The 24,894-nt window shown below is 51.0% G+C and carries 23 protein-coding genes; 15 read left to right on the top strand and 8 right to left on the bottom strand.

The annotated features are described in order from the left end of the window. Nucleotides 1-56 precede the first annotated feature (56 nt). Nucleotides 57-848 carry an ATP-binding protein gene (locus NE547_RS02150; RefSeq protein WP_186906682.1) on the bottom strand — a complete coding sequence of 264 codons (792 nt, stop codon included), beginning with the start codon at nucleotides 846-848 and terminating at the stop codon, nucleotides 57-59. Between the two features lie 223 nt (nucleotides 849-1,071). On the opposite strand from NE547_RS02150, the gene rplM reads away from it, so the two are divergent. From rplM to NE547_RS02125, 6 genes are all read left to right on the top strand, one after another. Continuing rightward, nucleotides 1,072-1,503: a 50S ribosomal protein L13 gene (rplM, locus tag NE547_RS02145; RefSeq protein WP_186906681.1), complete on the top strand. Its 432-nt coding sequence runs from the start codon at nucleotides 1,072-1,074 to the stop codon at nucleotides 1,501-1,503. A 17-nt stretch (nucleotides 1,504-1,520) separates the two neighbouring features. Next, nucleotides 1,521-1,925: a 30S ribosomal protein S9 gene (gene rpsI, locus NE547_RS02140; protein WP_186906680.1), complete on the top strand. Its 405-nt coding sequence runs from the start codon at nucleotides 1,521-1,523 to the stop codon at nucleotides 1,923-1,925. Between the two features lie 507 nt (nucleotides 1,926-2,432). Then, a complete protein-coding gene (locus NE547_RS02135; RefSeq protein ID WP_256174634.1) occupies nucleotides 2,433-2,795 on the top strand; it encodes a hypothetical protein in 363 nt (120 codons plus the stop codon). A gap of 590 nt (nucleotides 2,796-3,385) precedes the next feature. Beyond that, a complete protein-coding gene (locus tag NE547_RS18520; protein WP_370866809.1) occupies nucleotides 3,386-3,595 on the top strand; it encodes a helix-turn-helix domain-containing protein in 210 nt (69 codons plus the stop codon). A 153-nt stretch (nucleotides 3,596-3,748) separates the two neighbouring features. After that, complete coding sequence (locus NE547_RS02130) at nucleotides 3,749-4,387, top strand: helix-turn-helix domain-containing protein (RefSeq protein ID WP_256174633.1); 639 nt, start codon at nucleotides 3,749-3,751, stop codon at nucleotides 4,385-4,387. Between the two features lie 11 nt (nucleotides 4,388-4,398). Further along, on the top strand, nucleotides 4,399-4,701 hold the full coding sequence (locus NE547_RS02125; RefSeq protein WP_256174632.1) for a hypothetical protein: 303 nt from the start codon (nucleotides 4,399-4,401) through the stop codon (nucleotides 4,699-4,701). A 235-nt stretch (nucleotides 4,702-4,936) separates the two neighbouring features. Here the strand turns inward: NE547_RS02125 and NE547_RS02120 are convergent, their stop codons facing one another. Continuing rightward, on the bottom strand, nucleotides 4,937-5,446 hold the full coding sequence (locus tag NE547_RS02120; RefSeq protein ID WP_256174631.1) for a hypothetical protein: 510 nt from the start codon (nucleotides 5,444-5,446) through the stop codon (nucleotides 4,937-4,939). 111 nt (nucleotides 5,447-5,557) lie between these two features. Here NE547_RS02120 and NE547_RS02115 point away from each other — a divergent pair, with 111 nt between their 5' ends. Further along, nucleotides 5,558-6,232 carry a helix-turn-helix domain-containing protein gene (locus NE547_RS02115; RefSeq protein ID WP_256174630.1) on the top strand — a complete coding sequence of 225 codons (675 nt, stop codon included), beginning with the start codon at nucleotides 5,558-5,560 and terminating at the stop codon, nucleotides 6,230-6,232. A 180-nt stretch (nucleotides 6,233-6,412) separates the two neighbouring features. Here the strand turns inward: NE547_RS02115 and NE547_RS02110 are convergent, their stop codons facing one another. The 5 genes from NE547_RS02110 to NE547_RS02090 all read right to left on the bottom strand — a co-directional run bounded on the left by NE547_RS02110 (nucleotide 6,413) and on the right by NE547_RS02090 (nucleotide 9,607). Beyond that, nucleotides 6,413-6,802 (bottom strand): hypothetical protein, encoded by a 390-nt coding sequence (locus NE547_RS02110; RefSeq protein WP_256174629.1) that lies wholly within the window; start codon nucleotides 6,800-6,802, stop codon nucleotides 6,413-6,415. A 28-nt stretch (nucleotides 6,803-6,830) separates the two neighbouring features. Continuing rightward, entirely contained in the window at nucleotides 6,831-7,664 is an 834-nt protein-coding gene (locus NE547_RS02105) for an NYN domain-containing protein (protein ID WP_256174628.1), read from the bottom strand. Further along, nucleotides 7,661-7,990 carry a CpXC domain-containing protein gene (locus NE547_RS02100; protein ID WP_256174627.1) on the bottom strand — a complete coding sequence of 110 codons (330 nt, stop codon included), beginning with the start codon at nucleotides 7,988-7,990 and terminating at the stop codon, nucleotides 7,661-7,663. The genes NE547_RS02105 and NE547_RS02100 overlap by 4 nt, the downstream gene beginning before the upstream one ends. A gap of 178 nt (nucleotides 7,991-8,168) precedes the next feature. Beyond that, the gene (locus NE547_RS02095; RefSeq protein WP_256174626.1) at nucleotides 8,169-8,621 is read right to left on the bottom strand and encodes a hypothetical protein; all 453 of its coding nucleotides are present in this window, start codon (nucleotides 8,619-8,621) and stop codon (nucleotides 8,169-8,171) included. 149 nt (nucleotides 8,622-8,770) lie between these two features. Then, nucleotides 8,771-9,607, bottom strand: coding sequence for a cyclase family protein (locus NE547_RS02090; protein ID WP_256174625.1), 837 nt, complete (start codon nucleotides 9,605-9,607; stop codon nucleotides 8,771-8,773). 536 nt (nucleotides 9,608-10,143) lie between these two features. On the opposite strand from NE547_RS02090, the gene NE547_RS02085 reads away from it, so the two are divergent. Continuing rightward, nucleotides 10,144-11,442 (top strand): nitrate/nitrite transporter, encoded by a 1,299-nt coding sequence (locus NE547_RS02085; protein ID WP_256174624.1) that lies wholly within the window; start codon nucleotides 10,144-10,146, stop codon nucleotides 11,440-11,442. A gap of 272 nt (nucleotides 11,443-11,714) precedes the next feature. Here NE547_RS02085 and NE547_RS02080 read toward each other — a convergent pair whose 3' ends face one another. Next, the gene (locus tag NE547_RS02080) at nucleotides 11,715-13,616 is read right to left on the bottom strand and encodes a sigma 54-interacting transcriptional regulator (protein WP_256174623.1); all 1,902 of its coding nucleotides are present in this window, start codon (nucleotides 13,614-13,616) and stop codon (nucleotides 11,715-11,717) included. Nucleotides 13,617-13,845: 229 nt separating this feature from the next. Between NE547_RS02080 and garD the strand changes: the two genes are divergently transcribed. The 7 genes from garD (at nucleotide 13,846) to NE547_RS02045 (ending at nucleotide 24,885) form a co-directional block, all read left to right on the top strand. Beyond that, the gene (gene garD / locus NE547_RS02075; RefSeq protein ID WP_256174622.1) at nucleotides 13,846-15,366 is read left to right on the top strand and encodes a galactarate dehydratase; all 1,521 of its coding nucleotides are present in this window, start codon (nucleotides 13,846-13,848) and stop codon (nucleotides 15,364-15,366) included. A gap of 18 nt (nucleotides 15,367-15,384) precedes the next feature. Then, complete coding sequence (locus tag NE547_RS02070; RefSeq protein WP_256174621.1) at nucleotides 15,385-16,719, top strand: lactate racemase domain-containing protein; 1,335 nt, start codon at nucleotides 15,385-15,387, stop codon at nucleotides 16,717-16,719. Between the two features lie 188 nt (nucleotides 16,720-16,907). Then, on the top strand, nucleotides 16,908-18,242 hold the full coding sequence (locus NE547_RS02065) for an enolase C-terminal domain-like protein (RefSeq protein ID WP_256174620.1): 1,335 nt from the start codon (nucleotides 16,908-16,910) through the stop codon (nucleotides 18,240-18,242). Between the two features lie 139 nt (nucleotides 18,243-18,381). Further along, a complete protein-coding gene (locus NE547_RS02060) occupies nucleotides 18,382-20,265 on the top strand; it encodes a PrpR N-terminal domain-containing protein (protein WP_256174619.1) in 1,884 nt (627 codons plus the stop codon). Nucleotides 20,266-20,574: 309 nt separating this feature from the next. Next, nucleotides 20,575-21,933 carry an enolase C-terminal domain-like protein gene (locus tag NE547_RS02055; protein ID WP_256174618.1) on the top strand — a complete coding sequence of 453 codons (1,359 nt, stop codon included), beginning with the start codon at nucleotides 20,575-20,577 and terminating at the stop codon, nucleotides 21,931-21,933. Between the two features lie 210 nt (nucleotides 21,934-22,143). Further along, entirely contained in the window at nucleotides 22,144-23,742 is a 1,599-nt protein-coding gene (locus NE547_RS02050) for an ABC transporter substrate-binding protein (RefSeq protein WP_256174617.1), read from the top strand. A gap of 213 nt (nucleotides 23,743-23,955) precedes the next feature. After that, nucleotides 23,956-24,885, top strand: coding sequence for an ABC transporter permease (locus NE547_RS02045; protein ID WP_256174616.1), 930 nt, complete (start codon nucleotides 23,956-23,958; stop codon nucleotides 24,883-24,885). Nucleotides 24,886-24,894: the final 9 nt, after the last annotated feature.

The following is a 24,894-nucleotide window of genomic DNA, read 5'->3' as shown; positions in this document are numbered from 1 at the left end:
CCTTTTTTCCGCGGGCGTCCCGCGCCGCGGCATAAAACAAAATCGGGCCGCGCCGGCTAAGGGGCCGCCCCGCGCCAAGCCTCCCCGTCCGCAGGGTCCTCCGGCAGCGGCACCCGGCGGTGCTCCACCGGGCCCCACTCGGGCAGCGGCAGGTTCTGCATCGCGCCGAAGACCCGGTTTTTCAGGCCCGGATAGCGCCCGTCCAGCGCCCGGATCAGCTCCTTGATCTCCTGCCGCTTGGTGTTCCCGTCCGCCGGGCAGGGGTTGAAGACCACCGGCAGGCGGCCGCGCTTTGCCGCGTTGCGCAGCATTCCCTCCCCGCAGTAGAGCAGGGGCCGGATCTGAGTGATGCCGGTGCGGTCCAGATAGGTCACCGGCTGAAAACAGGACAGCCGTCCCTCATAGATCAGGGAAAGGAAGAAGGTCTCCACCGCATCGTCGAAGTGGTGGCCCAGGGCGATCTTCCGGATGCCCCGCTCGGCCAGCGCGTTGTGGAGGGCGCCCCGGCGCATTTTGGCGCACATGGAGCAGGGATTTTTCTCCTTCCGGAGATCAAAAATGATGTGATGGATCTCGGAGGGAAGCAGGGTGAAGGGCACGTCCAGCGTCCGGCACAGCTGCGCCACACCGGTGAAGTCCATCCCCTCTCCCCCGTCCACACGGCCCATGTCCAGGGTGAAGGCCTCCACCGTGAAGGGCTTGGGATAAAACGCCCGCAGTTTGGCCAGCGCCACCAGCAGCGTCAGGGAATCCTTCCCGCCGGACACCCCTACGGCCACCCGGTCCCCGGCCTGGATCATGTCGTAATCCTCCACACAGCGGCGGACATAGCTCAGGATCTTGTTCATAGGCACCTCAAAATTCAAAAATTGAAAGAGAGCATTCAAGCGTATCGATGAGAAAAACAGCGATTTCAAGAGATTTTATCTTTCTAAATTAAAAATTCCGAAAAGAAGGTTGACACCCCGGAACTACCGTATTATAATACAAAACGCTCCAATCGTCCAGATTGGGGCGACTATTGTGTTTAAGCAATTTTTGAAGATAGAAAGCGAAATTGGAGGTTTCACCATGTCCACTTTTATGGCCAACAAGGGGAACATCGTCCGCAAGTGGTATATCCTCGACGCGGCGGGCAAGCCCCTGGGCAAGACTGCCGCCGCTGCGGCCACCCTGCTGCGCGGCAAGCATAAGCCTGAGTACACCCCCCATGCCGACTGCGGCGACTTTGTCGTCATCGTCAACGCCGAGAAGGCCGTTCTGACCGGCAAGAAGCTGGAGCAGAAGTATTACCGCACCCACTCCGGCTGGGTGGGCGGCCTGAAGGAGACCAAGTACCGCCTGCTGATGCAGCAGAAGCCCGAGCTGGCCATGCGCGTGGCCGTCCGCGGCATGATGCCCCGTAACATCGTCACCAAGGATTCTCTGACCCGCCTGCATATTTACCGCGGCGCCGAGCATCCCCACACCGCCCAGAAGCCCGAAGCCTGGGCCGCCAACTAAGCAGGAGGTAGGAACTGATGTATAAGAGCAAGAAGCCTTATCTGTACGGCACCGGCCGCCGCAAGTCCTCCGTGGCCCGGGTGCATCTCTTCCCCAACGGGACCGGCGCCATCACCATTAACGGCCGCGACATCGACGATTACTTCGGCCTGGAGACCCTGAAGCTCATCGTCCGCCAGCCCCTGGTCACCACCGAGCTGCTGGGCAAGGTGGATATCGCCGCCACCGTCACCGGCGGCGGCGTCACCGGCCAGGCCGGCGCCATCCGCCACGGTGTGGCCCGCGCCCTGCTGGAGGTCAATCCTGAGTACCGCGCCGCCCTCAAGGCCGCCGGCTACCTGACCCGCGATCCGCGCATGAAGGAGCGCAAGAAATACGGCCTGAAAGCTGCGCGGCGTGCGCCCCAGTTCTCCAAGCGTTAAAATGTTGCATTTTACCCCGGAAAACTACGGTTTTCCGGGGTTTTCCTTTTAATTAGTTCTGTTTACGGTTTTTGGTATGAAGAATTCCCCTTTGAAATGAGACGCAATATATAGTGGTTTAGACGAACTTTAGACACAATATTTGGGGTTACTTTGAGGTTATTTGTGCGTTTGAGGTTACATTTGAGGTTACAGGTTGTCCCATATAATGGACTATTTTGTGGCCGGCTTCATTCATAAATTGCGGCATAATCATTCTTTTGGGTATGAACTAAATAGCCTAACGCAAGAAGATGGTGACTCATTCCAGTTTGGTAATGGCAGCGTATAACGGTGAGTGGGACGGCACCAGAAATACCATCCCAATCGCAAAGATGTGTGTGGTACCCGTTTACAACATCTTTGGTTTTCTACTGGATATTTGATTTGAAGGTGTGAGCGCAGCTAAAGACTATTGAGGGTTCAAATTGCCTGTGTTATACTAAGTTATAAGTTAATAAGTTACGAATGATGGACTACAAAGGAAAGGTGATTTTAATGTCCGAAAACGGGACCAAGCGTATTCGCCGCACACCCGAAGAACGCATTGCCGAAATCGATGCTAAAATTGGAGCAGTCAATCAGAGCATAGAGGAGCTTGAAGCAAAGAAGCATGCGGCGGCTGCCTCTTTTGACGAAAAAATTGCTGCTGCCCAGGAGCGGATTAAGGGGTTAGAGGCGAAAAAGCAGGAAATCCTTTCGCCGAAACCGCCTCGCAAGCCTCGTAAAACGAAAAAGCAGAAGATTCAGGAGATCTTAAAGGAAGCGCAAAAAAGCGGAATGAAGCCGGAGGAAATTGCTGAGCGGTTGGGTGTCTCTCTCTCCGAATAATAAAAAACGTCGGGCACTGTGTCATTGTACTAAGCCGATAAAATTCCATGCACATATGAGGAATCACGGAGATTTTTGAATAGTGGAAAAGGCAAATGTAGGCATCAATAGTTTTTGAGTAAAGAGGCAATAGTCAGATGAATCACCGAAAAGATTTGCACCTGTCTTTTCCCATTGGGAAGAACTCGGGATCTTGTGGCAAAGCGGAAGCAATGGAGGAATTCTGGTCACGGTGTTCCGAACAAAGACCTGAAATCATTGTTATTGATCCCACGAGAGAAGAAGCAGGAATGTTGGATGCGCTCAAAATGGACACACAGTCATCACATTTCTCAACTATACACTCTTGCCCCAAAATGAAGCATGACAACGATAATTGAAGAATAGCTGAGAAACCAAGCCTCCGCATCTGATTTAGATTTCATCATATGGGACCAAGAAAGTAGCATAAAAGAGCAACAGGCTACTCCCAGGATTAAGCCAGATAGCTCGAAATCAAAGAGTAGCTTCTTTTGGGGGGCGAAATCACCCTGCGCTTTTCTCCATTTATTATAGGAGGGTTTTCCCAAGATAAATGGAGGTGAGATGGTTTGGAATTATATACAAGGAGTCAGGCTGCCGCAATGCTCGGTATCACCGTTCGAAAACTTGATGAAATTCGGGCGCAGCGTCTAATCGGCTACTATCAAAGCTGTCGAGGAGGCAAGGTACAGTTCTCGGAGGCTCATTTAGAAAAGTATTTACAGCGTATTGAAAAGTCACCAAGGCCCGCAAAAACATCGGTTAAGCGGGGTACATGATTGGAGTTAAGGATTCCGCAACAAGGCCAGAGAATCTCACCGCTGAATTCTCTGGCCTTGTTTTATTTATATCATATATAGGATTGACATTACGACCAGCTGGCCGTATAATATCGTCAATACGGCCAGCTGGTCGTAAAGGAGGAACTTTTTATGGGATACAATGACTATTTGAAAGAATACGGATTTTTATTTCATGTGGAAACAGAGGAAATGCCCGGGATAGGACCTCTCGAAACTCTTCTGGCTCCTGGCGAGGAGTTACAGAAGCAGCGCGAAGCTCTTGGTATGACACAGCAGCAAGTTGCTGATAAGGCTGGAATCAACATCCGCCAGTACCAAAGATTCGAGAGCGGTGAACGCAGCTTCTACAGTACAACATTACGGATTGGTCTTAATATTTGCTATGTTCTAAAAATCGATCCCTTCTACTACTGCACAATTCAGTCGCACAAGCAAGCAACTGATGTGAGCATGGTTTTCGACGAGGACTGCGGTGGACATGTCCAGGCTAATAGTTGCCAAAAGTACGTGCTCTATACAACCGATGCAGAGGGGAATTGCAAGGACATCATAACTGTTGAATATGGTACCAGTATAGCCGATGTTTATGATAAACTCGCCGATGCCATCCGTGAAGAAATGTCTGAAGAACTTGGGCTCGATAAGCGCGACATCAATGTGTATCCGTGCGAAAAAATGGAAGAGGATAAATATGCTATCGCTGGTGCGCCTGCTATTTATTCTGGCCTTGAGCCACCCCACGCAGATTTTACTGTGATTCGGACATAAGGCGATTGCTCATGAGAAAAATATATGCCTTGTTTTACACTTTTGAAGAGATGGAAGACCTGTTACGGCGCTGCTGCTTTACTCATGGCGAAGATTTCGACATTGAGGTGAAGGACCAGTATTTCTGGAAAATTAACTTCTATCCGGACAATTCAGATGGTGAATGCTTGAGCCTCTCCGATTACGATGCGTTGCCAAATCTTTCGAAAATCGTTGGTATGCCTTTATCAAATACTCATGTGAGCCATAACGGTATTTGGTTGGAAGGCCTAGATGTCATATCAAAAGGGAAAAACGCTGGGAAATCCAAATAAACGATGATCCTATGAGACTGCAAAGTGTCTGGATCGCGCATAAACTATGATCTAAGACGTTGGAGGCGCACGCATGACTTATAGAGAGGCTAAAAAAGTAAAAAGTGGGAGCATACTTTTAAGAAAAACCCAGAATTATAAACCTACTAGCGTCCTGGAGATCATTGAAGACAAGGATGCACATGCGATTTTCTTCCGTTGTACGGATGGACTGTTTTACCATGATGCCGTATGTCTACCTAATATCTAACACGACCTTATCCCACTGGACAAGCGGAACTGTTTTTCCCCATGACCTAACCACTAGGTCAATACTGCCTAATTGCTTTCCCTCTTCAGTAAGTACATAGTCACCGCAGGGAAGACGAGTGCACAGGCCAGCATCAACCAAACGCCTGTTGATTTCACGGTTAGACACTCCCGCCTTGCTGCCGAGTTTTGTGGCGGTAAGCATCACGCCCGTCCGGCGCTCCAGAATACTATTGGGAACAAGCGGAATCTTCTCTTCCGCCACCGATTCTAAAACCCGATCGCCTTCGGGACATGTCTGAACAAAGGAGCCGAGGATCCTGCTCATATCACTTCGTTTATTTACTACTAAAACTAAACCTCCAGTGGCACAAGCAGCAATGATAATCCATTTTTTATGTTCCCAGACCCAGGTGCCCGCCTCCGTAAGCTTTTCTTTGATCTCGTATGCGGAGGGAAGTTTATCTGAAAGGAAATCACAAATAGGCAGACTCATATGAAAACCTCCTTGACCCTTGCCTTTGCCTATATTATACTTTGCTGTGTAGGAATCGTAAATAGATTTATTGCAGAATCACTTACTTTGTGGGTAAGGAGTTGTGATAAAATGCGGTATGATCTCGAAAAAATAGGTAAGACAATCCGCCAGGAACGAAATAAACTTACGTGGACGCAGGATAAACTTGGTAAAATACTTGGCGTTACGGGAAAGCAAATATCAAATTATGAAAACGGGAAATTGCTTCCGCCCCAAGACATTTTGCTGAAAATGGCCGATCTGTTTAATTGCGAATACGGGTATCTGCTCGGCGAGGAAAGCTACAAAGATGGTTCGAAATTGACCACCGCAGTATGTGAATCATTGGGACTATCCAGCCGAAGCGTTGAATCGCTTCGTGTCGCAACACATAAAGGGTTGACGAGAGAGCTTGAGGCGAGACAGCAAGCCATAAACAGCTTCTTTGAATCGCACTATTTTCAAGGATTCATTGACTGTCTGGTTGAGACTGTCAATATAAGCAAGGATCTAAAAACGCGCTCCGATGATGTCTATGAGGAACTGCGCAGTCGTTATGGAGAGGAGCTCGTCAATCGGGCCACAATTTACTGTGCTTTGAGTGATGCTATCTCCGATTTCGAGGCAAAAGAGCCAAAGTTTCAAGAGATTTCCAGTGAAATCGAATCCGCTATAGATGCAAGCCGAAACCAAGAGTATGCACTAAAAGTGGCACGCTATGAGTTGCGGGAGGCGTTTGAGGTGTTGATTCGAAATATACAATGAAGAAAATCAGAGCCCGCGTTTCTATTCCATGTGTGTATTCAGTTTGAAGCAAGCGTTGTCCAGTAGCATACTATTCAGGTTCCATTCATACAGCAGAAGGCAGGTCAAACACCCACACTGAGGTGTCTGATCTGCCTTCTATCAGTCCAATCAGCAATTTTCATCCAGGAAACACATCGCTCACTTCTGATTGCGGCTTTGGATCAACTGCTCAAGTTCTTCGATTGTGACTGGTCGATCATATTCATCTACCAAAGTTAGATGAGGGTGCTCTTCCTGGAATTCTTGCACGGAGTCTATGTCGGAAAAACCGTTATCACGACGCCAGTGGAACTCTTTCATAGTGCAGGTTCCGATGACCAAATTCTCTTCGTCCGGATACCAGGCGACAAATGGATTTTGGCATTGGAGGTTGTATAAGATGAACTCTTTGGCGTTTTCCAGGTCAGGGTCATCTGTGAGGTCTTTCACTTGTTGGATGCACTGTTTGAAGATTTGCTGCACACCCTCATTAAATTTTCGGCTTTTTTCAGTAAGCTTAAGATCTGAGAACTGATATTCTGTGCTCATGTCACCATTCCTCCAATCTGCGATTGCCTCAGAGTGGACCAAGCAGAACCTCTACATTGCCATCTTTGTCTACATTCAGCCGCATGGGCTTGAGATATCGATTGTAAAACTGAGCCTGTTCACCGGTGGTGAGCTCAGCCCTGGTGCGACGGATGGCCTCTTGAAACAATTCCTGGATATTGAAATGGACCGCTTCGTCCAGGCTCTTTCTGACTTCGTTCAGCACCGCCTGGATGCGAATCTCGTCGCTGTTCCCGGTGCAGAAGTCATCCATGTAGCAGTATGTAATGCCGGCGTCTATCATGGCACGCTTAATATCTGGACCACACTTGTCCGACTCCACCAGAACCAGGAAGTGGGCTTCCGGCATGGCGGAGATTAGCCCCCAGTAGTCCGAGTCGCTGGAGGCCAGGATGAAGGAGTCTGTGTCATTCTGGAAGAATTCACGGCAGGTTCCGGTGGTAAGGCGAATATCCACCAGAGATTTGTTCTCCTTGATCCGTTCGATCATGTTGTGCTCGATGGGGATCTGGGTGAACTTCTCCAGGATGCTCCATGCGGTTGTGGTGTGAACATCGTCGTAGAGGATGATCTTACCGATCTTTCCCAGAAGTGCTGCCTGATCCAGATTGTTCAGTGTAGCATAGAGTTTATAGGGATCTGCATTCTCACAGTCCACGACAATCGCCGTTCGATTGCTCCGTTCCAGAAAGTCGTAGATTCCATTCTTGGCGATGAGCCCGGCGTCCGTGACCTTGCTCATGTCGGTGAAGTAGTCCTCGTGGTGTTCATAGAGAAGTCGTACAAATTTTTTGTCGTTGAACAGGATATTGCCCACAGAAGCAGGTGCAGACCAGTTCATGTAGACCTGATATCCACGCTATTGACTATTCGGGTGCTAAATCCAAGAATGTTTTCCTGGTTCAGGACACTATCAAGCTTAGCGCCATACTTTTCATCAGGGTGGACCACCCAGATATAGAACCCATGAATCATATCATTAAATAACAGATCATAGGCCAAATGCGCGACGAAACCACACTTAGGGCATTTAGCTTCAAAGAGTTTTCCGGAAAGAATCAACTCCACAGCATTCGGATAGTCGGTATTGATGCTACGCCAGGCTGTGGACTTTATCGTCGCCTTGCATGCGGGGCAAGAAAACGTCACTTCCATTGGCATGGACATAGGAAATCCCCCTATGAATCATTATGTGGCAATAAATCCGCAGCTGCATCGGAGCCAGATCCCACCATAGTCAAGTCCTATGGTAACATAGATTCCTGACATAAGGAGCACTTCAGTTTTCTCCGCTTTTCCAAACCCTGATTCGCTGCCAAGTGGTTTTATATCTGAATTGCTCGGCCTATTCTGGCCTGCCATTGAATGCAATTAGCCCGCTCCGACCGACTAACAACCTCAGTTGGTCAGAAATCATGTCCAGCTCCGGAACCAGGGACCTGCAAACAGATCCATAATAATGATATACCGCCCTATCTGTGTTGGTCAATTCCAAATTCCACACATCGGTGTCTACAACTAATACCATGTTCAAGCTCCCAGAAAAGAAGGCCTCCACTTGCCCGAACAGTGTCGCTACAGCATCACTATCAATGCGGAACCGTTCACGGCAGATCAGAGAGGGCTTGATTCCGCAACCGAAGGCCCAACGCGAAAACCATACCATTCCATTGCGTGTGATGGTAAGCCGCTGCTCAACTTCTTCGTCAGGAGCTGGGCAAGGGCCATATGCAATGTCGCTTGCAGTCAGTTGAAGTTTATAGAGACAGCCCTGGAAAGATATGTTTTTCATCTTCATTTGGGCCCTGCCTCCAGCATTATATCAACGCCATCAGGCTCCTTGGCCAGGACATCGTCTAAAACATAATTATACTCGGGAATCTGGTCCGAATACCTACTTAGTAGGCCACAATCCGATCGGACAGGATGGTATTGCGCTTGTCCACATCACTCTTGTGAATGGCCATAATACACGCCGTACTTGTAAACGCGGTCGGGCACGTCCTTGTTGATCTTGTCCTCGTCGATGAAGGCCACGGCCCGGACGATGGTGCCGTCGCCCATGTACCAGCGCAGGGGGAAGGCGCAGAAGGTGAAGCGCTGACCCTTGACCTTCTCAATGTCGCCGCCCAGGTTCTCAATGCCCATGACGTTGTTGCTCAGCAGGATGGTGTGGACAGGCTCCCACTCGGGGAAGTCCTCCAGAGGCTCGTGGCCGAACTCCTTCTTGTACTCGTCCACGATGCGGGGCACGTAGGGCCCGGGGCCGTGCTGGGCGGCATAGGTGTACAGGATGTGGTCCAGAGCCTGCAGGTCGAAGCCCACGCCCTTCACCTTGTGGTCCACCAGCCAGTGGGCGCCCTCGATGGACATACCGGGGGAGTACATGAAGTAGTCGTCGTTCTCGCCCCAGCGCTTGTTCATGCCGGTGCAGATCAGGACCCAGTCGCCCTCCTGGATGCCGCCCTCAACCTTGGCGGCGGCCTTCTCGATGTCCTCTACGGTGATCAGCTCCCAGTGCTTCTTGGGAATGTCCAGGCAGACGGCGGGGCCGTAGTAGTTCTCCAGGGGCAGCTCATGGGTGAAGGCGCCCTCGGGAATTACATGGGAGGGGGAGTCGGCGTGGGTGGAGTTGTGCATGTGGAAGTCGTTGAAGGTCTGCAGCAGACGATAGTGCATGGGCATATGCTGCACGCGGTCAATGTGGAAGTCGCCGTTGGAGGGCCACAGAGGATTGCCGCGGCCGAAGGGGTGAGACAGGTCGACAAGAACGGTCTTGCTCATAATGATGACTCCTTTTCTTAATAAAATTTTGATTAAATCCCTCGCCTGAAGAATTTGCAAAACAAGAGAGCAATTCCCGTGCCAATTTTGAAAAAGCAAAAAAATCAGCCGGAATTCCCCCGGCTGCCGGAGAAAGCAGGGCCCGTCCGGGGGAAAATGTTCCCCTCCCCGCCGCCGGAAGGCCCAAAGCGGCCCTTTCGTTGCAGAAAAGATACGCGCCGGACCGGCGCCTGTGCAACACGATTGCACAGGCGCAACGGACGGCGGCAGGCGGGCAAAAAGGGAACTCCCAGTTTCTGACATTCACGGCTGCAACAAAAGGGGGGAAATTGCCGATTTGCCCACATATCCGTTGCAGGAGCGCAATAAACCGGCCCGAATCACAGGGTCAGCTATAAAAATATATTGTAAAGACATAAGAAAATATTTGGCATGGGGCTTGCATAAATAATTGCGCGGTGAACACCTGCGGGGTTGTCCGGGCGCCCAGAGGGACGCCGGGGGGCTCCGCAAAGAGTAAAAGGAGTGAGAGATTTATGAGCAAAAAAAATCCTCAGATTGCCAGCGAAAACATGGGCATGAACTTCTCCAAAGGCTGGGGCATCATTTTGTACCAGGCCCTCATGTTCTTCTTCCTCATTGGTTTCTCCATTGACGGACTGAACATTGTGGCGCCGGCCTTCTCCGAGACCACCGGCATTGCCTATGATCAGGTGCTGGGCGTGGCTACCTGGGCCGGCATGATCGGCGTGGTGGCCTACATCTTTATTGCCCGCATCAATGTAAAGGTTGGTCCCCGGCTGCTCAGCGGCATCTGTCTCATCGGCGCGGGCCTGTCCTACATCTACCAGGGCCACAGCACCACCCTGACCACCTACTTCATCGGGCTGACCCTGGTGACCTGCTTCATCAACGGCGCGGCCTACATTGCCGGCAACACCCTCATTGCCCAGTGGTTCCCCAAGAAGAAGGGCCTGGCCAACGGCTTCACCACCATGGGCCACAACTGCGGCTCTGCCTTCTACGTGCCCCTCATCGGCTTTACCATCGGCGCCTTCGGCTTTGCCAACGGCATGAGCTACGTGGCGGTGGGCGCCATTGTGCTGGGCATCATCGGCTTGATCTTCATCCGCAATACGCCCCAGGAGTGCGGTATGTATCCCGACAACGTGACCAAGGAGGTCTACGAGCGGGAGTACTTCCAGGGCAGCAGCGAGAATAACGGCGGCTGGACCGTGGGCAAGCTGCTCAAGACCCGGGAGCTGTGGCTGTGCGCCCTCATCATCGGCATCAACCAGCTGGTGACCACCGGCGTTATGAGCCAGCTGGTGGTGCGCAACACCGGCCTGGGCTTCACCCAGGAAGCCGCCACCGGCCTGATGACCGTGTGCGCCCTCATCGGCGTGTGCGGCTCCTACCTCTTCGGCGCCATTGACCAGAAGTTCGGCGTCAAGAAGGCCATCCTCCTCTTCCTGGCGTGGTACTGCGTGGCCCTGGCCGTCAACTGCACCGACACCACCGTGGGCGTGTATGTGTCCGTGGCCATGATCGGCATCGCCGTGGGCGCCGCCGCCAACTTCATCGTCTCCCTGCCCGCCTCGGTGTTCGGCCGCCACGGCTTCACCATGGTCAACTCCGTGTTCTTCCCCCTGATGCAGATCGTGCTGATGACCAACTACCAGGTCAACGCCTTTGCGCTGCGGGTCACCGGCAGCCTGCGGGGCGCCTACATCTTCTACATCGGCCTGCTGATCGTCAACATGGTCCTCACCAAGATCATCAACCCCACCAAGTTCAACAAGGACGTGGCTACCGAGCAGGAGCTGCTGAAGTAACCTCTGCTCAAGCGACATCCCCTGTCAGACAAAAGCCTGGACGCAGTTCTGCGTCCAGGCTTTTTCGGTTCCAGGGGGTTGTGGATGGACCCTGTGGGCAGTTCAGACCAAAAGACTGTGCATCTTCCGGTATCCCCAGGCGAGGAAAGAGAGGTCAGATGCCAGGGGCTGCTGCAGGCATATGCGCCTGATAAAGGGTGAAAATGTGAGGAGAAATAAAAACGGAAGAAGAAATCTTCTTAAGAAATTTCTAAAAGGAGTACTGTTGCGTATTAGCAGGAAAAATCCGCTTTAATATTATATTTCTTCATATATCGCCACAGAGTGGTTTTACTGATTCCCAATTCCTCCGCTGCCTTGCTGCGGTTTCCTGCGTGACGACAAAGTGCCGCTGCCACCTCAGCCGCTTTTTGATCCTTAAAGGATGCTGACGATTCCGTACCTTCCAGAGACTGAGGAACCGACTGGTCCAACTGATTGCGGACAAAGGACTCGTCAATATTGCGCTTTTCGGTAAGCAGTACAATGCGTTCACAGATATTATTTAGCTGTTCCAGATTGCCTGGCCAATCATATTCCCGCAAAAAACGGCAGGCACCGTTGGTTAAATGAACATAGCGGTTGTACCGCTGCTGCCACTCTCCCAAGTAAAATTTGACCCAGCCCAGAATGTCTTCCCTCCGACGACGGAGAGGCGGCAGCTCCAAAGTGAGAGCGCTGAGAGCGTAATGCAAATCTCCGCGAAAGCGTTGCTGGGCGACGCGGGAAGCCAAATTAGTTTCAGTGGCGGCAATCACCCGCACATTGGCAGCCACCGGCCGGTTGGAGCCGTTGTGGAAAAACTTGCCCTGGATCAAACTGAGCAGTTTATACTGGGTTTCCATAGGCAAAGCCTCTACCTGGCTGAGGTAGAGAGTGCCGTCCTGAGCCAATTCGGCCAGACAGGCAGGACTGTCTTTCCGGGTGCTGTAGTTTCCGAAAAGTATGTTGTCCAAATTTTCAGGCAGCCAGGCACTGCAGTCCAAAGAAACGAAGGCATTGCGCCTGGCCAGGCTCTCGTTGTGAATGCACTGAGCGATAATACTTTTCCCGCTGCCCGGTTCCCCAGACAGCAGAACGGGAGCGGGGTATTTGGCAATGCGCTTGGCCAGGGTCAGTATAGCGGAAATATCTTTACTGCGGTTCATAATTTTTTCAAAACTGAATTTGGCAATGTAACCTCTTTGATAAAGTTCCCGCCGCAGTTCACTGTCCATCTCAATAATGCGCTGTCCTTCGTGAAAAGTGAGGATGGCTCCTTCCAGGGTGTCATCAATACGAATGGGAGCTAAATTGGCTACAACTGCCCGATGCTGGATGTCCATAACAAAGGCGTAGGCTTCCTTTCCGAGGACAAATACATCATCCAGAACCTGCTTGGCTATGCCGGGCATTACTTCGGAAAGCCGCTTCCCCAATAACTCGGCAGGCGCTTGCTCCAATAGGCTGCAGGACTCCCGATTGACCCGGCGAATTATCCCGGCAGGGTCCAACTGCATGATACCGCCAAAGGCATTATCCAGCATAGCGGCCATTTCTGCACTGTTATGTTTTTCCAGGTCGATGGCGTAACAAACCCGGGCGGCGGCGTCAAGGGCACGGCTCATACTCTCTCGGCCGGAACGAAGAAAGCGGCAGGGCAGTCCCCGCATCTGCGCTTGCTCGCACACCAATTCGCCGCCCACGACGGCCTGACACCCATCCTCTATTGCGCGCACGACGAATTCAGGCTGCTGAGACTGATGGGACAGGGAATAGCGGCGAAGCCGGACACCAAACAGTTCGTCGAACTGAGAAGTATCTCCCACGACTCCTTTGGTGGATATGAGCCCTATCTGAGGCCGCTCCAGACCCAGCTCTTGTTTTAAAGCTAAAATTACCAGGCCTAATTCTTGGGTCGTAACCTGCATTTCCACCAGCGGAATTTTTACACTTTCCTTAACGATCCGGGCCTGTACACCTCGTGCAATGATTAACTCACAGCCCTGCCGCTCTAGTTCTCTGGCTCGAGCGGCGATTGCGTGCGTGGGCAGGTGTTCCACACACATGGTGCGGATGTAAGGATAGTGCCCCACAAGTGTACGGGCAGTCTCGCACATTTCAGGGAAGGGAAGAAGCATTGCCACTTTTGCCATCTCTATGCACCTCTTTTTGCTATTATAGCAGCGTGTTCCCCTTAAAATCAAGGATAAGCATTAAATAAGAAATATTCATTTCAAAAAATGAAATCAATATTTAATTTAACGAAAAAATTACACCTGCTACAATTTCGAACAATAGATTTAAGGTATTTTGAACATAGCGGACAGGGAAAAAGTCTGCTATTATGGGTCAAACTATAAGACAGGGAAGGATGTGAGACTCATGCCTGAGATTCAGTATATTAAAGTAAAAGATTGTGACAATGTGGCTGTTGCGGTCCATGCTATCCCCAAGGGCACGGAACTCATGCCCGGAATTATCGCCAAAGAGGACATTCCCCAGGCGCACAAGATTTCCTTGGCAGAGATTCCGCCGGGCGGCGAGGTGATACGTTATGGAACGGTGCTTGGCTATGCCAGAATTCACATTCCTGTAGGTACATGGATTAACGAGCATATGCTGGAATTGCCCAAGTCTCCCGGACTTGCGGATATGCCCTACGGGACCAACCTGGTGCCCAAAGAGAAATTGCCAGACCCGCCTCGTACTACCTGGATGGGTTATCGCAACAAAACAGGGCCGGCTGGTACTCGCAATTTGCTTGGAATTGTTTCTGCTGTCCAGTGTGCAGCCGGGGTGGTCAATGTAGCGGTAGAGCGCATCAACAAGGAACTGCTGCCAAAGTATCCAAATGTCGATGGAGTGGTAGCGGTAAACCACCCTTACGGCTGTGGTGTGGCAATCCAGGCAAAAGAGGCCCGCATCCCTATCCGGGCGGTATCCAATCTTATTCGGCACCCCAATTTTGGCGGGGAACTAATGGTAGTAGCTCTGGGCTGCGAAAAACTCACATTTGATATGGTGCTGTCTGCCGACGAAATTACCCCGGAGAATACGATTACGCTCCAGGACTATAAAGGCTATAACGCCATGATAGATGCACTTATGGAAATGGCGGACAAAAAACTGCAGAATCTGAATCGACGCCGGCGGGAAGAATTGCCTCTCAGCGAACTGCTCATTGGGATGCAGTGCGGCGGTTCGGATGCTTTTTCCGGGCTTACCGCCAACCCAAGCGCCGGTTATGCTTCTGATATGCTGGTAAAAGGGGGCGCCACTGTTCTGTTCAGTGAGGTCACCGAGGTGCGGGATGGGGTCCACCTGCTGGCGGCGCGCTGTCGAAACCGGGAGAGCCGGGATAGATTGGCGGCTGAAATGAAATGGTATGACGATTACCTGGAGGCCGCAGGAGTAGACCGGGATGCCAACCCCACCCCTGGCAATAAGAAAGGCGGACTGGCCAATATCGTAGAAAAGGCCATGGGTTCAATCGCTAAGTCTGGCAGTGCACCCATCGAGGAAGTGCTGTCTCCGGCAGAAAAGCCTACCAAGCATGGCCTTATTTATGCCGCTACGCCCGCCAGTGATATCGTCTGCGGACCTTGCCAGCTGGCTAGCGGTATTGGACTGCAGGTATTTATGACGGGACGGGGAACGCCCTATGGCTTGGCTGCTGCTCCTGTTATCAAAGTGTGTTCCCGCAATGAGATGAAAGAGCATTGGTTTGATATTATTGACATCAACGCCGGACCGATCGCTACGGGAGAAAAGACCGTATCACAAGTAGGTATAGAACTGTTTCACTTTATTCTAGACGTGGCCAGCGGAAGAAAGAAACCCTATTCTGAGCAGTATGGGCTTCACAATGACCTATGTATTTTTAACCCTGCTCCTATTACCTGACGCGGGAGGTTTTTCTCTATGAAGGTTGAATCGGGCGGTGCGGTTTCGCAACTATTAGCCGACGTATCCGTGCCGCCAATGTTTTATGCCAGGCAGAGATTTGATACAGAACATATTGCACCGTCAGAGATTCCATCTGTAATCATAAAAAAGCTCCGGCAGGAACCCTTTTGTTCTAAAATCCGCCCCGGTATGGAGATTGCCATTACGGCGGGCAGCAGGGGGATTGCCAACATAGATATCATAATTAAAACGATAGTCGATTTCGTAAAGTGTAAGGGGGCCGCTCCCTTCATTGTTCCTGCAATGGGCAGCCACGGCGGGGCCACTGCAGAAGGACAGTCGGCGGTGTTGGCGGGCTACGGTATTACCCCCGAAACCATGGGTTGTGAAATACGATCCAGTATGGAAGTGGTAAAACTGGGCGTATCCGATACCGGAATGCCGGTATATATGGATAAAAACGCTTACCATGCGGATGGAATTATTATCTCCTGCCGATTAAAGCCTCACAACGCCTTCCGCGGGACTTATGAGAGCGGACCCTGCAAGATGATGACGGTAGGCCTGGGCAAACAAAAGGGAGCTGAGCGGGTTCATGCTGCAGGTATGGGAAAAATATCTCAGAATATTTTTTCTATGGCAAAGGTGGTGCTGGAAAAGGCGCCCATCCTGTTTGCGCTTCCCTGCCTGGAGAACGCCTGTGATCAGACCTGGAAACTTGAGGCTATCGATAAAGATGAGATCCTTGTGCGGGAACCGGAACTGCTGAAGGAAGCATTTGCCCGGATGCCCTCCCTCCTGGTGGGGGAGGGAGACGTGCTTATCGTAGATGAAATAGGGAAAAACTATTCAGGCACTGGGGTAGATCCCAATATTACCGGAACTTTTTCTACGGAATATGCTCACGGCGGTGTAAAAGTACAGCGCACCTGCTTCCTGGACCTGAGTCAGGTCAGCCATGGCAACGCTCTGGGTGTAGGCCTGGCCAATGTAATTACCAAGCGGCTTTACCATAAAATTGACCCAGAGACGATGTATCCCAACTGCATTACTTCCACCGTGCTCTCATCTGCCAGAATTCCTTGTGTGGTTGCCAGCGATAGAGAAGCCATTCAGATGTGCATTCGGACTTGCAATGGCATTGACCGGGCCAGTCCCCGACTTATCCGGATTTCCAACAGCCTGCATATTGAAAACATTATGCTGAGTCAGGCCTATTATGAGGATGTAAGGGAAGGGAGATGGGCTGGCATTGAGGCGTGTTCCGTTCCGAAACCCCTGATATTTGATGCTGACGGGACATTGATTACGCCATGCAGTCCCCCGCAATCGGCATACCACGTGCCCTGATCCCCTGGCGCTATGACGCACCTGCTGTATTTCCATTAAATGGATCTCAATTTATTCCATTTGATATTGATGATTCTTCGTGGTAAACTTTTTGCAAAATAAGTGTTTTTTGAGAAAATATACAACATCCAGATACCTTCGGCTGGTTGGACAAACGGCCTATTTTAGCAGAAAAGGAGCTGATTTCCATGACCAATACTCCGCAAGTGGTTACTATGGAGATATTCCCTGTGGCAGGGAAAGACTGTATGGAGCTCAATCTTTCCGGCGCCCATGCCCCTTATTTTACCCGTAACGTGGTGGTACTCACTGATAACAGAGGCAACACCGGTATCGGTGAAGTACCCGGTGGCCAAAAGATCACCCGTGCACTGGAAAGTATCAAGCACCTGGTTGAGAATACCAGGATTGCTGATTATAAGATGACATTACATAACATTAAGGAATGGCTGTCTGATAATATTAAAGATGATGTTCGCGGCCAGCAAACCTTTGACCTGCGCACAGGCGTGCATGTGATTACTGCTGTAGAAACGCCTCTTTTGGACTTGCTTGGGCAATATCTGGAGGTGCCTATGGCGGCCCTGCTGGGTGACGGTATTCAGCGGAAACGGGTACGTTTCTTAAGCTATCTGTTTTACATAGGCGACCGGAAGAAAACCGCCCTGCCATATTATGCTGAGCCCGATTCCCAGTGCGCTTGGTATCGACTGCGTCATGAGGAGGCACTGACCCCCGATGCTATTGTGGCGCTTGCCAAAGCCACCTACGACAAGTATGGGTTTGAGGATTTCAAACTTAAAGGGGGCGTATTGGAAGGGAAAGAGGAACTGAAGGCGGTCCAGGCGCTTAAAGAGACTTACCCCAAAGCGCGCATCACGTTGGACCCAAACGGCGGTTGGCTGCTGAAAGACGCATTGGCTTTGGCCCCTGAGCTAAAAAAAGTTTTGGCATATTGTGAGGACCCCTGCGGTGCAGAAGGCCGGTTTTCCGGCCGGGAGATTTTGGCTGAATTCCGGCAGGAAAGCGGGATCCCGACTGCTACCAACATGATTGACACTGACTGGCGGGAGATGCGCCACTGCATTGCTTTGCACAGTGTAGATATCCCGCTTGCTGACCCTCACTTTTGGACGATGTCTGGGTCTGTTCGCGTGGGCCAGATGTGCAATGATTTTGGCTTGATGTGGGGCTGCCATTCCAACAACCACTTTGATATCTCCCTGGCCATGATGACCCAGTGTGCTGCAGCGGTACCCGGCAAACTCAATGGCATTGATACCCACTGGATTTGGCAGGAAGGGCTGGAACAGCTTACAAAGGCGCCGCTTCAGATTGTAGATGGCTGCATTAGTCTGCCGGAACGCCCCGGCTTGGGCGTGGAGCTTGATCGCAATAGATTGCTTGAAGCCAATCGGCTGTATTTGGATAACTGTTTAGGCGGACGCGATGACGCGGCGGGTATGCAGTACCTTATACCCGGATGGGAATTTGATCCAAAGCGACCCTGTCTGGTGCGGTGACAAGAATGACATTTGAGAGAAGGGCTGGAGCGGAACAAGACTGCTTCGGTCCTTTCCTCTGTATGGTCCAGATAAACAACCGATACACCGAAAAGCGAGAGAGAAACTTTTATGCAGATAAGTGAAAACTGGAGGTCATATGGCAAAGTTTGCATTGTTTTTTCCGCGGAAAGAAATGGTGGAGCAGGCAGGCCGGATTGCCCGGGAATTGGGCATGGATGTCATATTGAATCGGCTGACCACAGCTGAACGTATCCTAGAGGATGCCGCTGCCGCCAGGAGGGCGGGGGCAGATATTGTTGTGGCCCGGGGACGGCAGGCTCGCATTCTCAAGGAAAATACGAGTTTTCCGGTGGTCGAAATTCGCCTGACCGGTTTAGAGATTGCAAGGCTGCTTTATAAGGCACATGGCTTGGTTCCTCACAAAAGCCGGCCTAAAGTAGGCGTGGTCACCATTCCCAATATGGTAGGTCGTATCCAGGACTTTGAGGAAATTTTGGGAATTGAGCTGCACACCTACTTTGTAGAAGATAATGCAGAAATGGAGTCCGGGGCGGAGAGGGCCGTAGCAGATGGCATGGATGTAATTCTGGGAGGCGACCTTGTCAATGCATATTGCCGCCGCCTTGGTAAGCGCACCCTGTTCTTTGACGGAACGGAAGAATCCATCCGGGAGGCACTTTACACCGCCAGAAGCATGGGGTTTGCCGCTGACACGGAACGCAGGAATACTGCGCATTTGCAAGTGCTGCTGGATTATTCATTTAACGGAATCATTGAGTTAGACAGCACAGGCGTCATTGTCCGAACCAACGACATGGCCTGCAAATTACTGGATCAGTCCAAAGAATCCCTTGTAGGGCGCTGCTTAACTGATATGATGCCCCCTGAGGATGCGGAGCTATGGCGGGATGCTCTTTCCCAGAGACAAGAGCTTTACTACTCTTTATTGGAAATAGGCGGAATTCACGTAGTAGCTAATGCCGCCCCGGTGCCTGGCGGAGATGCGCTGGGAGAGATAGTTTTTTCCTTTTATGAATTGAACAAAATGGAACGGCAGGGAGCCCGGGCGCTGCGGGAGCGATACCGCCTGTACCGCTACCTGGCACATGGCCGCTTTGAGGACATCAGTCATACCAGCCGTACCATGCAGCAGGTAGTCCGCATGGCGCGCCTGTTTGCAGAAACAAGCCAACCTATTTTACTCCAGGGAGAAGTGGGCAGCGGGAAGTCTCTCTTTGCCCAGAGCATTCATAATTCCAGCGCGTATGCCCAAGGGCCGTTTGTTACGTTTCGATGTGCTGCAGGCTGGGACAACCAGACAGAAGCCCTTGCTGCTGCGGCAAAGGACGCAGATGGGGGAACGCTCTATTTGAGCGCGGTGAACACATTGACGCCTGAAAGCCAGGAACTTCTCCTCTACATACTGGAAAACGCGGTTGTCCAGGTGCGCATAGATGAAATGCCCGTCTCGGTGTCTGTGCGGGTTATTGTTTCAATGGACGGCAGCCTTCTCCCTTTGACGGAGATGGGGCTATTTCGATGGGATCTCTATTATTTGCTCTCACCCATGTTGTTAGAATTACCGCCTTTGCGCACCCGGAGAGAGGATCTGGAGCAGGCCATTGATATGTGCCTGGACGATTGCGTGACCAGGCTGGACAGGTATGTGGTACTTACCAAAGAGTCCCGGCGGGTTTTACTGGAATATCCGTGGCCGGGGAACTACGTTCAGCTCCGAGCATTCATCGAGCGGATGGCGCTCACTGCGTCAACCCGGACTGTCCATGACGGTTATGTGCGTTACCTGTTGCAGCAGCTCTACCCCGCGTCTGCGAGAACCGATCCGCCATGTATGGAATCAGAGAGCCTTGCCGAAGACGCATCTACGTTGGAAGCGGTTTTGCAGCGCCACAAGGGAAGCCGCACTGCTGCTGCAGCTGAGTTGGGTATCAGCAAAACCACGCTGTGGCGGCGGATGAGGAAATATGGGTTGACCGGCAAAAAAGACGGTGATGTATAGGAAGTCCCAGCGCTGAGGCATTAAACGGGTGTTTCCGGCTTACTTGTTCGGGAACACCTGTTTTGCTGGAATTTTACAGCGCTATTTTGTGCAATGCTGCCAAAAAAGAGGAAAAATTTTACAGAAAATACGGACTTATTTTATCGAAATATTTCAGAGACATCCTGATTTGAAATGATTTATTTCACAATTTGGTTCAATCACATCTTTGTGAATTTGCCCCTTGCTTTTTTAGGCTTTTTGCAAATAGAAAGGGGCGACCGATTCCTATAGAATATCAACAGGTCAGGGGAAACGAGGTGAGCTGATATGCCAATAGATTCTCCGGTTGTTACTGAGATGCGCGTTATTCCGGTAGCTGGCTACGACAGTATGCTTTTGACGTTATCGGGGGCTCATGCACCGTTTTTTACCAGAAATCTGGTTTTGCTAACCGATAGCTCCGGGAATTCAGGGGTGGGTGAAATTCATGGCGGAGAGCATACCCGTATGGAACTGGAGCGGGTCATTCCCCTTGTGGTGGGACAGCCTATCGTCAAGTACCGGGCCATTCTGCAGAATATATTCCGCTTTAACCGGGGCAGACAATCAGAGGGTGACGGAGAAGGCATCCAGAAACTGAATATCAGCAACTTAAAATACGTAGTCCGCTCTGAAGGAGCTATTGAGATCGCTTTGTTAGACCTGCTTGGAAAGTTTTTGGGAATGCCGATGTGTGCGCTTCTGGCGAATGGTCAGCAGCGGAACTCCATTCCGGTGCTGGGGTACCTGTTCTATGTGGGGGATAGTTCCAGGACGAGACAACAATTCTCCTACCGGGATGAGCAGAACAGCGACGATCCCTGGTTCCGTATGCGTGGCAGAGAGGCCCTGACACCAGAGGCTATTGTACTGCAGGCTGAGACCCTGCAGGCCAAGTATGGGTTTCGGGACTTTAAACTGAAGGGCGGCGTTCTCCCTTGCCGGGAGGAACTGGAAGCCGTTAAAAAACTGAAGCGTCGCTTTCCCGAAGCGAGAATCAATATTGACCCCAATGGAGCATGGAACTTACAAGAGGCTGTTGATGCGTGTTTAGAGGCCAAATGGGCATTAAGTTACGCTGAAGATCCGGTTGGCCCGGAAGCAGGTTTTTCCAGCCGCGAAATTCATGCGGAGTTTAAAATGGCTACTGGAATTCCTGTGGCTACCAATATGTTTTCGGTAAACTTCCGGCAGTTATACCATAGCCTGATTCAGAAAAGCGTGGACATTGTCCTGGCGGATCCACATTTTTGGACCATGAGCGGAAGCCTGAGGGTAGCACAGGATCTTAGCGACTGGGGATTGACATGGGGAATCCATTCCAACAACCATTTTGATATTACATTAGCTGCGTTTGTCCAGTGTGCTGCTGCCGCTCCGGGAAAGATTACGGCCATTGACACCCACTACATTTGGCAAGATGGACAATATCTTACCCATAATCCCCTGCTTATACAAAATGGGTCTATTCAGGTCCCGAGCGCGCCGGGTTTAGGGGTGGAGGTAAATTTGGAAGCGGTGGAGCAAGCAAACCGGCTTTATTGCGCCATCCCATCTTGCTTTCGGGATCGGAATGACGCGATAGCCATGCAATATCTGGTTCCAAACTGGGTCTATGATTCCAAGCGCCCCTGCTTGGTACGCTGACAATCTGCGGATGAGAGTGAGGTGATAAATTGACCGCATGTAGCTCGCCGCAGGGGAAATGAGATGTTGCAGATCCTGCCGATTGGACTGAACCGGAACAAATCCGGCTTATATGTGTGCAGAGAAATAGTGAATCGGATGGGACGGACATTCTGAAAATGACATTGCATACGCAAAACGCTAGATTTTATTATTAGGAGGGAGCAGAAGATGAAACTGTCTAAAAGGGTAGCCAGCGGGTTGTTGGCGGGCCTGTTGGCCCTAAGCATGACCGCATGTGGAAACGGTGAAGAAGATCCCGGCGCGGATGCGACTGGCGGTATCAGTACGTCGACTACAAGTGACGGTGAAATTGTTGTAAACGTAAGCGATAACGTCACGCTGATCAACCTGGAAGTATACGCTAACAACAACAGCTGCGAGTTCCTATATGCAGATCTGGTCTTTGACCCGCTTTACTATGGAGATCGGCAGGGCAATAACAGTCCTTGTATCTGCACCAGCTATGAGCTCAATGAAGACGGTACAGAGGCTACACTCCATATTAAAGAGGGCGTCAAGTTCCATGACGGTACGGATCTGAATGCCGAGGATGTAGTTGCTACGTTTGAGTTCATTCTCCGCAACATGGATACCCTGGGCCTGGCCAGCGCTGTGTGGGTCAACCTGGAAGGTGTAGAGCTTATTGATGAAAATACCTGTAAAATTACCCTGTCCGAGTATTTTGCCACCTTCGAGAACTCTCTGACTTATACTTGGATTCTTTCCAATGAGGATATTGAGCAGTATGGCGATGACTTCCAGTCTGCGGAGCGGGTCATTAACGGCAGCGGCCCCTGGAAGTTTGTGGAGTGGCAGGATGGCCAGTATGCCCGGTATACGCCCAATGAAAATTACTGGGATCCGGACTCTATCTCCAATATTGACACACTGAACGTTTGGTTTGTCAACCAGGAGAATGCTAAGGTATCCGGCATTACCTCCGGCGACCTGGATTATGCCCAGAGCCTGCGTTCCGATATGCTTCCTATGGTGGAAGGGCTGGATGGTGTTGAGGTCATCGACTATACCTCTGATGTTATGTACTATATGCAGTTTGACTGTGCTGAAGATTCGATTTTCAGTGATCCCAATGCCCGTAAGGCAGTTGCGTATGCTCTGGATACGGATACGGCACTGAGCCTGGCCGGCGGCGGCGAAAAGATGAACTGTATGTTCCTTCCCTCTCTGCTGGGCTATGACGAGACCATCCCTGGCTACAACTATGACCCTGAACTGGCAAAAGACTACCTGGCCAAAACCGATTATGACGGACATGAACTGGTTCTGTACACTCGCAACGATCTTGTAACAATCGAAGATGTTATGGCTGTGTTTATTCAGAACCTGACCGATGTGGGCTTCAACATTACAACCAAGATTTGTGACAGCGCGGAGTTTGTTACAATCCGTCAGGATCCCTCTGCTTATGATATCTTCTTTGTCAACCTCGGCGCTTTCGATGCAGACCCCTATACGCTGTACATTGTTCCCCGCATTGTGGATGATGCGCACAACAGCTACTATCAGAATGATGAGCTCAATGATCTGATCATGACTTCTTATACTACCGTGGATCCCGATGAGCGGGAGGCCATGCTGAAAGAAGCGGCGCACATCGTTTATGATGAGTGCGGGCCGGTACTGGGCCTCTATGCAACCAACAGCTACTGCGTTATCCGCGAAGGGCTGGAGAATGTCCTGGTAACCAAGGGCGCTGGCCCCTACTTCCGGTATGCCCGAGTGGACGAGGCTGTCTGGGGGAAATAATGGCGTACCGCCTGCTGATTTACCGTTAACCTGACCATTTGCGGAAGCCTTTGCAGGAAAAACGGAGCGGCCATGTTCCGTGAATATGGCCGCTCTGTTTCCCATCGTTGTATTTAAGGACCAGGGCGTGTTTTAACTCCAAGCCTGTACTGGCGAGACTGCCGCCGGATGGGGGGCAAGCCCTAATGGGTTTTACGAAAGCGAGGAAGATCAATGTTAAAATCCATACTTAAGCGAATCCTTTATATGCTTATTGTGGTCTGGGTCGTATCCGTTATGTCCTTTGTACTGATGCGCTGCGCACCAGGTGATCCAACGGCAACAATGCTGCCGGATACGGCGACTGAAGAACAGAGACAAGCCCTCTATGAGCAGCTTGGTCTGGACCAGCCCTATGTTGTCCAGTATTTCAGGTATTTGGGCGGCCTGCTTACAGGAGATCTGGGACATTCGACCCTATATAATTCGCCTGTGGCAGATGTCATTGCGCAACGGCTGCCTGCAACCATCTGTGTCTCTCTGATATCTGCAGTATTTGTACTGCTGATCAGCGTACCCATCGGTGTGCTTTCCGGCGTGACAAGAGGAAGTATGGTGGACTTCTCCCTGATGTTCTTTGTGGTCATTCTGCAATCCATGTCTGTTGTGTGGGTATGCGTGTTACTTCTGCTGATTTTTGTTATTAAGCTGGATATTCTTCCCTCTATGGGCTATTACGGATTGTCAAAACCGTCCTACTTAATTATGCCGATTATTGCCATGGGTTATCGTATGTGTGCGCAAGTAGCTCGTATGGGCCGCTCCAGCATGATTGACGTGCTTAATGAGGATTACATTACCTGCGCTTACGCCAGGGGACTTTCCAAGCGGGAAGTTTACTCGAAGTATGCTTTGCGCAACTCCATGATCCCGGTGATTACCATCTATGGCCTTCAGGTGGCGGCGATGCTGTCTGGAGCGGTGGTTGTTGAGCAGATTTTTTCGATTCCGGGAATTGGAACCATGCTGGTTACCGCCGTAAACAACCGGGATTATCCGCTTGTCCAGTCGACCTTGGTCGTAACTGCCGCTATGTTCTCGCTGGTCAATTTGATCGTGGATATTGCCATTACATTCATTGACCCCCGAATTCGGGAAGTGTAAGGAGGCGCT

Source organism: Flavonifractor sp. DFI.6.63 (assembly GCF_024462255.1).
GTDB classification, from domain to species: Bacteria; Bacillota; Clostridia; order Oscillospirales; family Oscillospiraceae; genus Lawsonibacter_A; species Lawsonibacter_A hominis.
This window is presented reverse-complemented; position numbering and strand designations above follow the sequence as displayed.

Bases quoted from the DNA above. Each gene is read 5' to 3' on its own strand.
- NE547_RS02055 (WP_256174618.1), top strand. From the start codon at position 20,575: ATGCCAATAGATTCTCCGGTTGTTACTGAGATGCGCGTTATTCCGGTA.
- NE547_RS02095 (WP_256174626.1), bottom strand. From the start codon at position 8,621: ATGAAGATGAAAAACATATCTTTCCAGGGCTGTCTCTATAAACTTCAA.
- NE547_RS02150 (WP_186906682.1), bottom strand. From the start codon at position 848: ATGAACAAGATCCTGAGCTATGTCCGCCGCTGTGTGGAGGATTACGAC.
- NE547_RS02050 (WP_256174617.1), top strand. From the start codon at position 22,144: ATGAAACTGTCTAAAAGGGTAGCCAGCGGGTTGTTGGCGGGCCTGTTG.
- NE547_RS02090 (WP_256174625.1), bottom strand. From the start codon at position 9,607: ATGAGCAAGACCGTTCTTGTCGACCTGTCTCACCCCTTCGGCCGCGGC.
- NE547_RS02045 (WP_256174616.1), top strand. From the start codon at position 23,956: ATGTTAAAATCCATACTTAAGCGAATCCTTTATATGCTTATTGTGGTC.
- NE547_RS02135 (WP_256174634.1), top strand. From the start codon at position 2,433: ATGATGGACTACAAAGGAAAGGTGATTTTAATGTCCGAAAACGGGACC.
- NE547_RS02125 (WP_256174632.1), top strand. From the start codon at position 4,399: ATGAGAAAAATATATGCCTTGTTTTACACTTTTGAAGAGATGGAAGAC.
- NE547_RS02105 (WP_256174628.1), bottom strand. From the start codon at position 7,664: ATGAACTGGTCTGCACCTGCTTCTGTGGGCAATATCCTGTTCAACGAC.
- NE547_RS02065 (WP_256174620.1), top strand. From the start codon at position 16,908: ATGACCAATACTCCGCAAGTGGTTACTATGGAGATATTCCCTGTGGCA.
- NE547_RS02120 (WP_256174631.1), bottom strand. From the start codon at position 5,446: ATGAGTCTGCCTATTTGTGATTTCCTTTCAGATAAACTTCCCTCCGCA.
- rpsI (WP_186906680.1), top strand. From the start codon at position 1,521: ATGTATAAGAGCAAGAAGCCTTATCTGTACGGCACCGGCCGCCGCAAG.
- NE547_RS02080 (WP_256174623.1), bottom strand. From the start codon at position 13,616: ATGGCAAAAGTGGCAATGCTTCTTCCCTTCCCTGAAATGTGCGAGACT.
- NE547_RS02085 (WP_256174624.1), top strand. From the start codon at position 10,144: ATGAGCAAAAAAAATCCTCAGATTGCCAGCGAAAACATGGGCATGAAC.
- NE547_RS02100 (WP_256174627.1), bottom strand. From the start codon at position 7,990: ATGTCCATGCCAATGGAAGTGACGTTTTCTTGCCCCGCATGCAAGGCG.
- NE547_RS02070 (WP_256174621.1), top strand. From the start codon at position 15,385: ATGAAGGTTGAATCGGGCGGTGCGGTTTCGCAACTATTAGCCGACGTA.
- NE547_RS02110 (WP_256174629.1), bottom strand. From the start codon at position 6,802: ATGAGCACAGAATATCAGTTCTCAGATCTTAAGCTTACTGAAAAAAGC.
- rplM (WP_186906681.1), top strand. From the start codon at position 1,072: ATGTCCACTTTTATGGCCAACAAGGGGAACATCGTCCGCAAGTGGTAT.
- NE547_RS02130 (WP_256174633.1), top strand. From the start codon at position 3,749: ATGGGATACAATGACTATTTGAAAGAATACGGATTTTTATTTCATGTG.
- NE547_RS02060 (WP_256174619.1), top strand. From the start codon at position 18,382: ATGGCAAAGTTTGCATTGTTTTTTCCGCGGAAAGAAATGGTGGAGCAG.
- NE547_RS02115 (WP_256174630.1), top strand. From the start codon at position 5,558: ATGCGGTATGATCTCGAAAAAATAGGTAAGACAATCCGCCAGGAACGA.
- garD (WP_256174622.1), top strand. From the start codon at position 13,846: ATGCCTGAGATTCAGTATATTAAAGTAAAAGATTGTGACAATGTGGCT.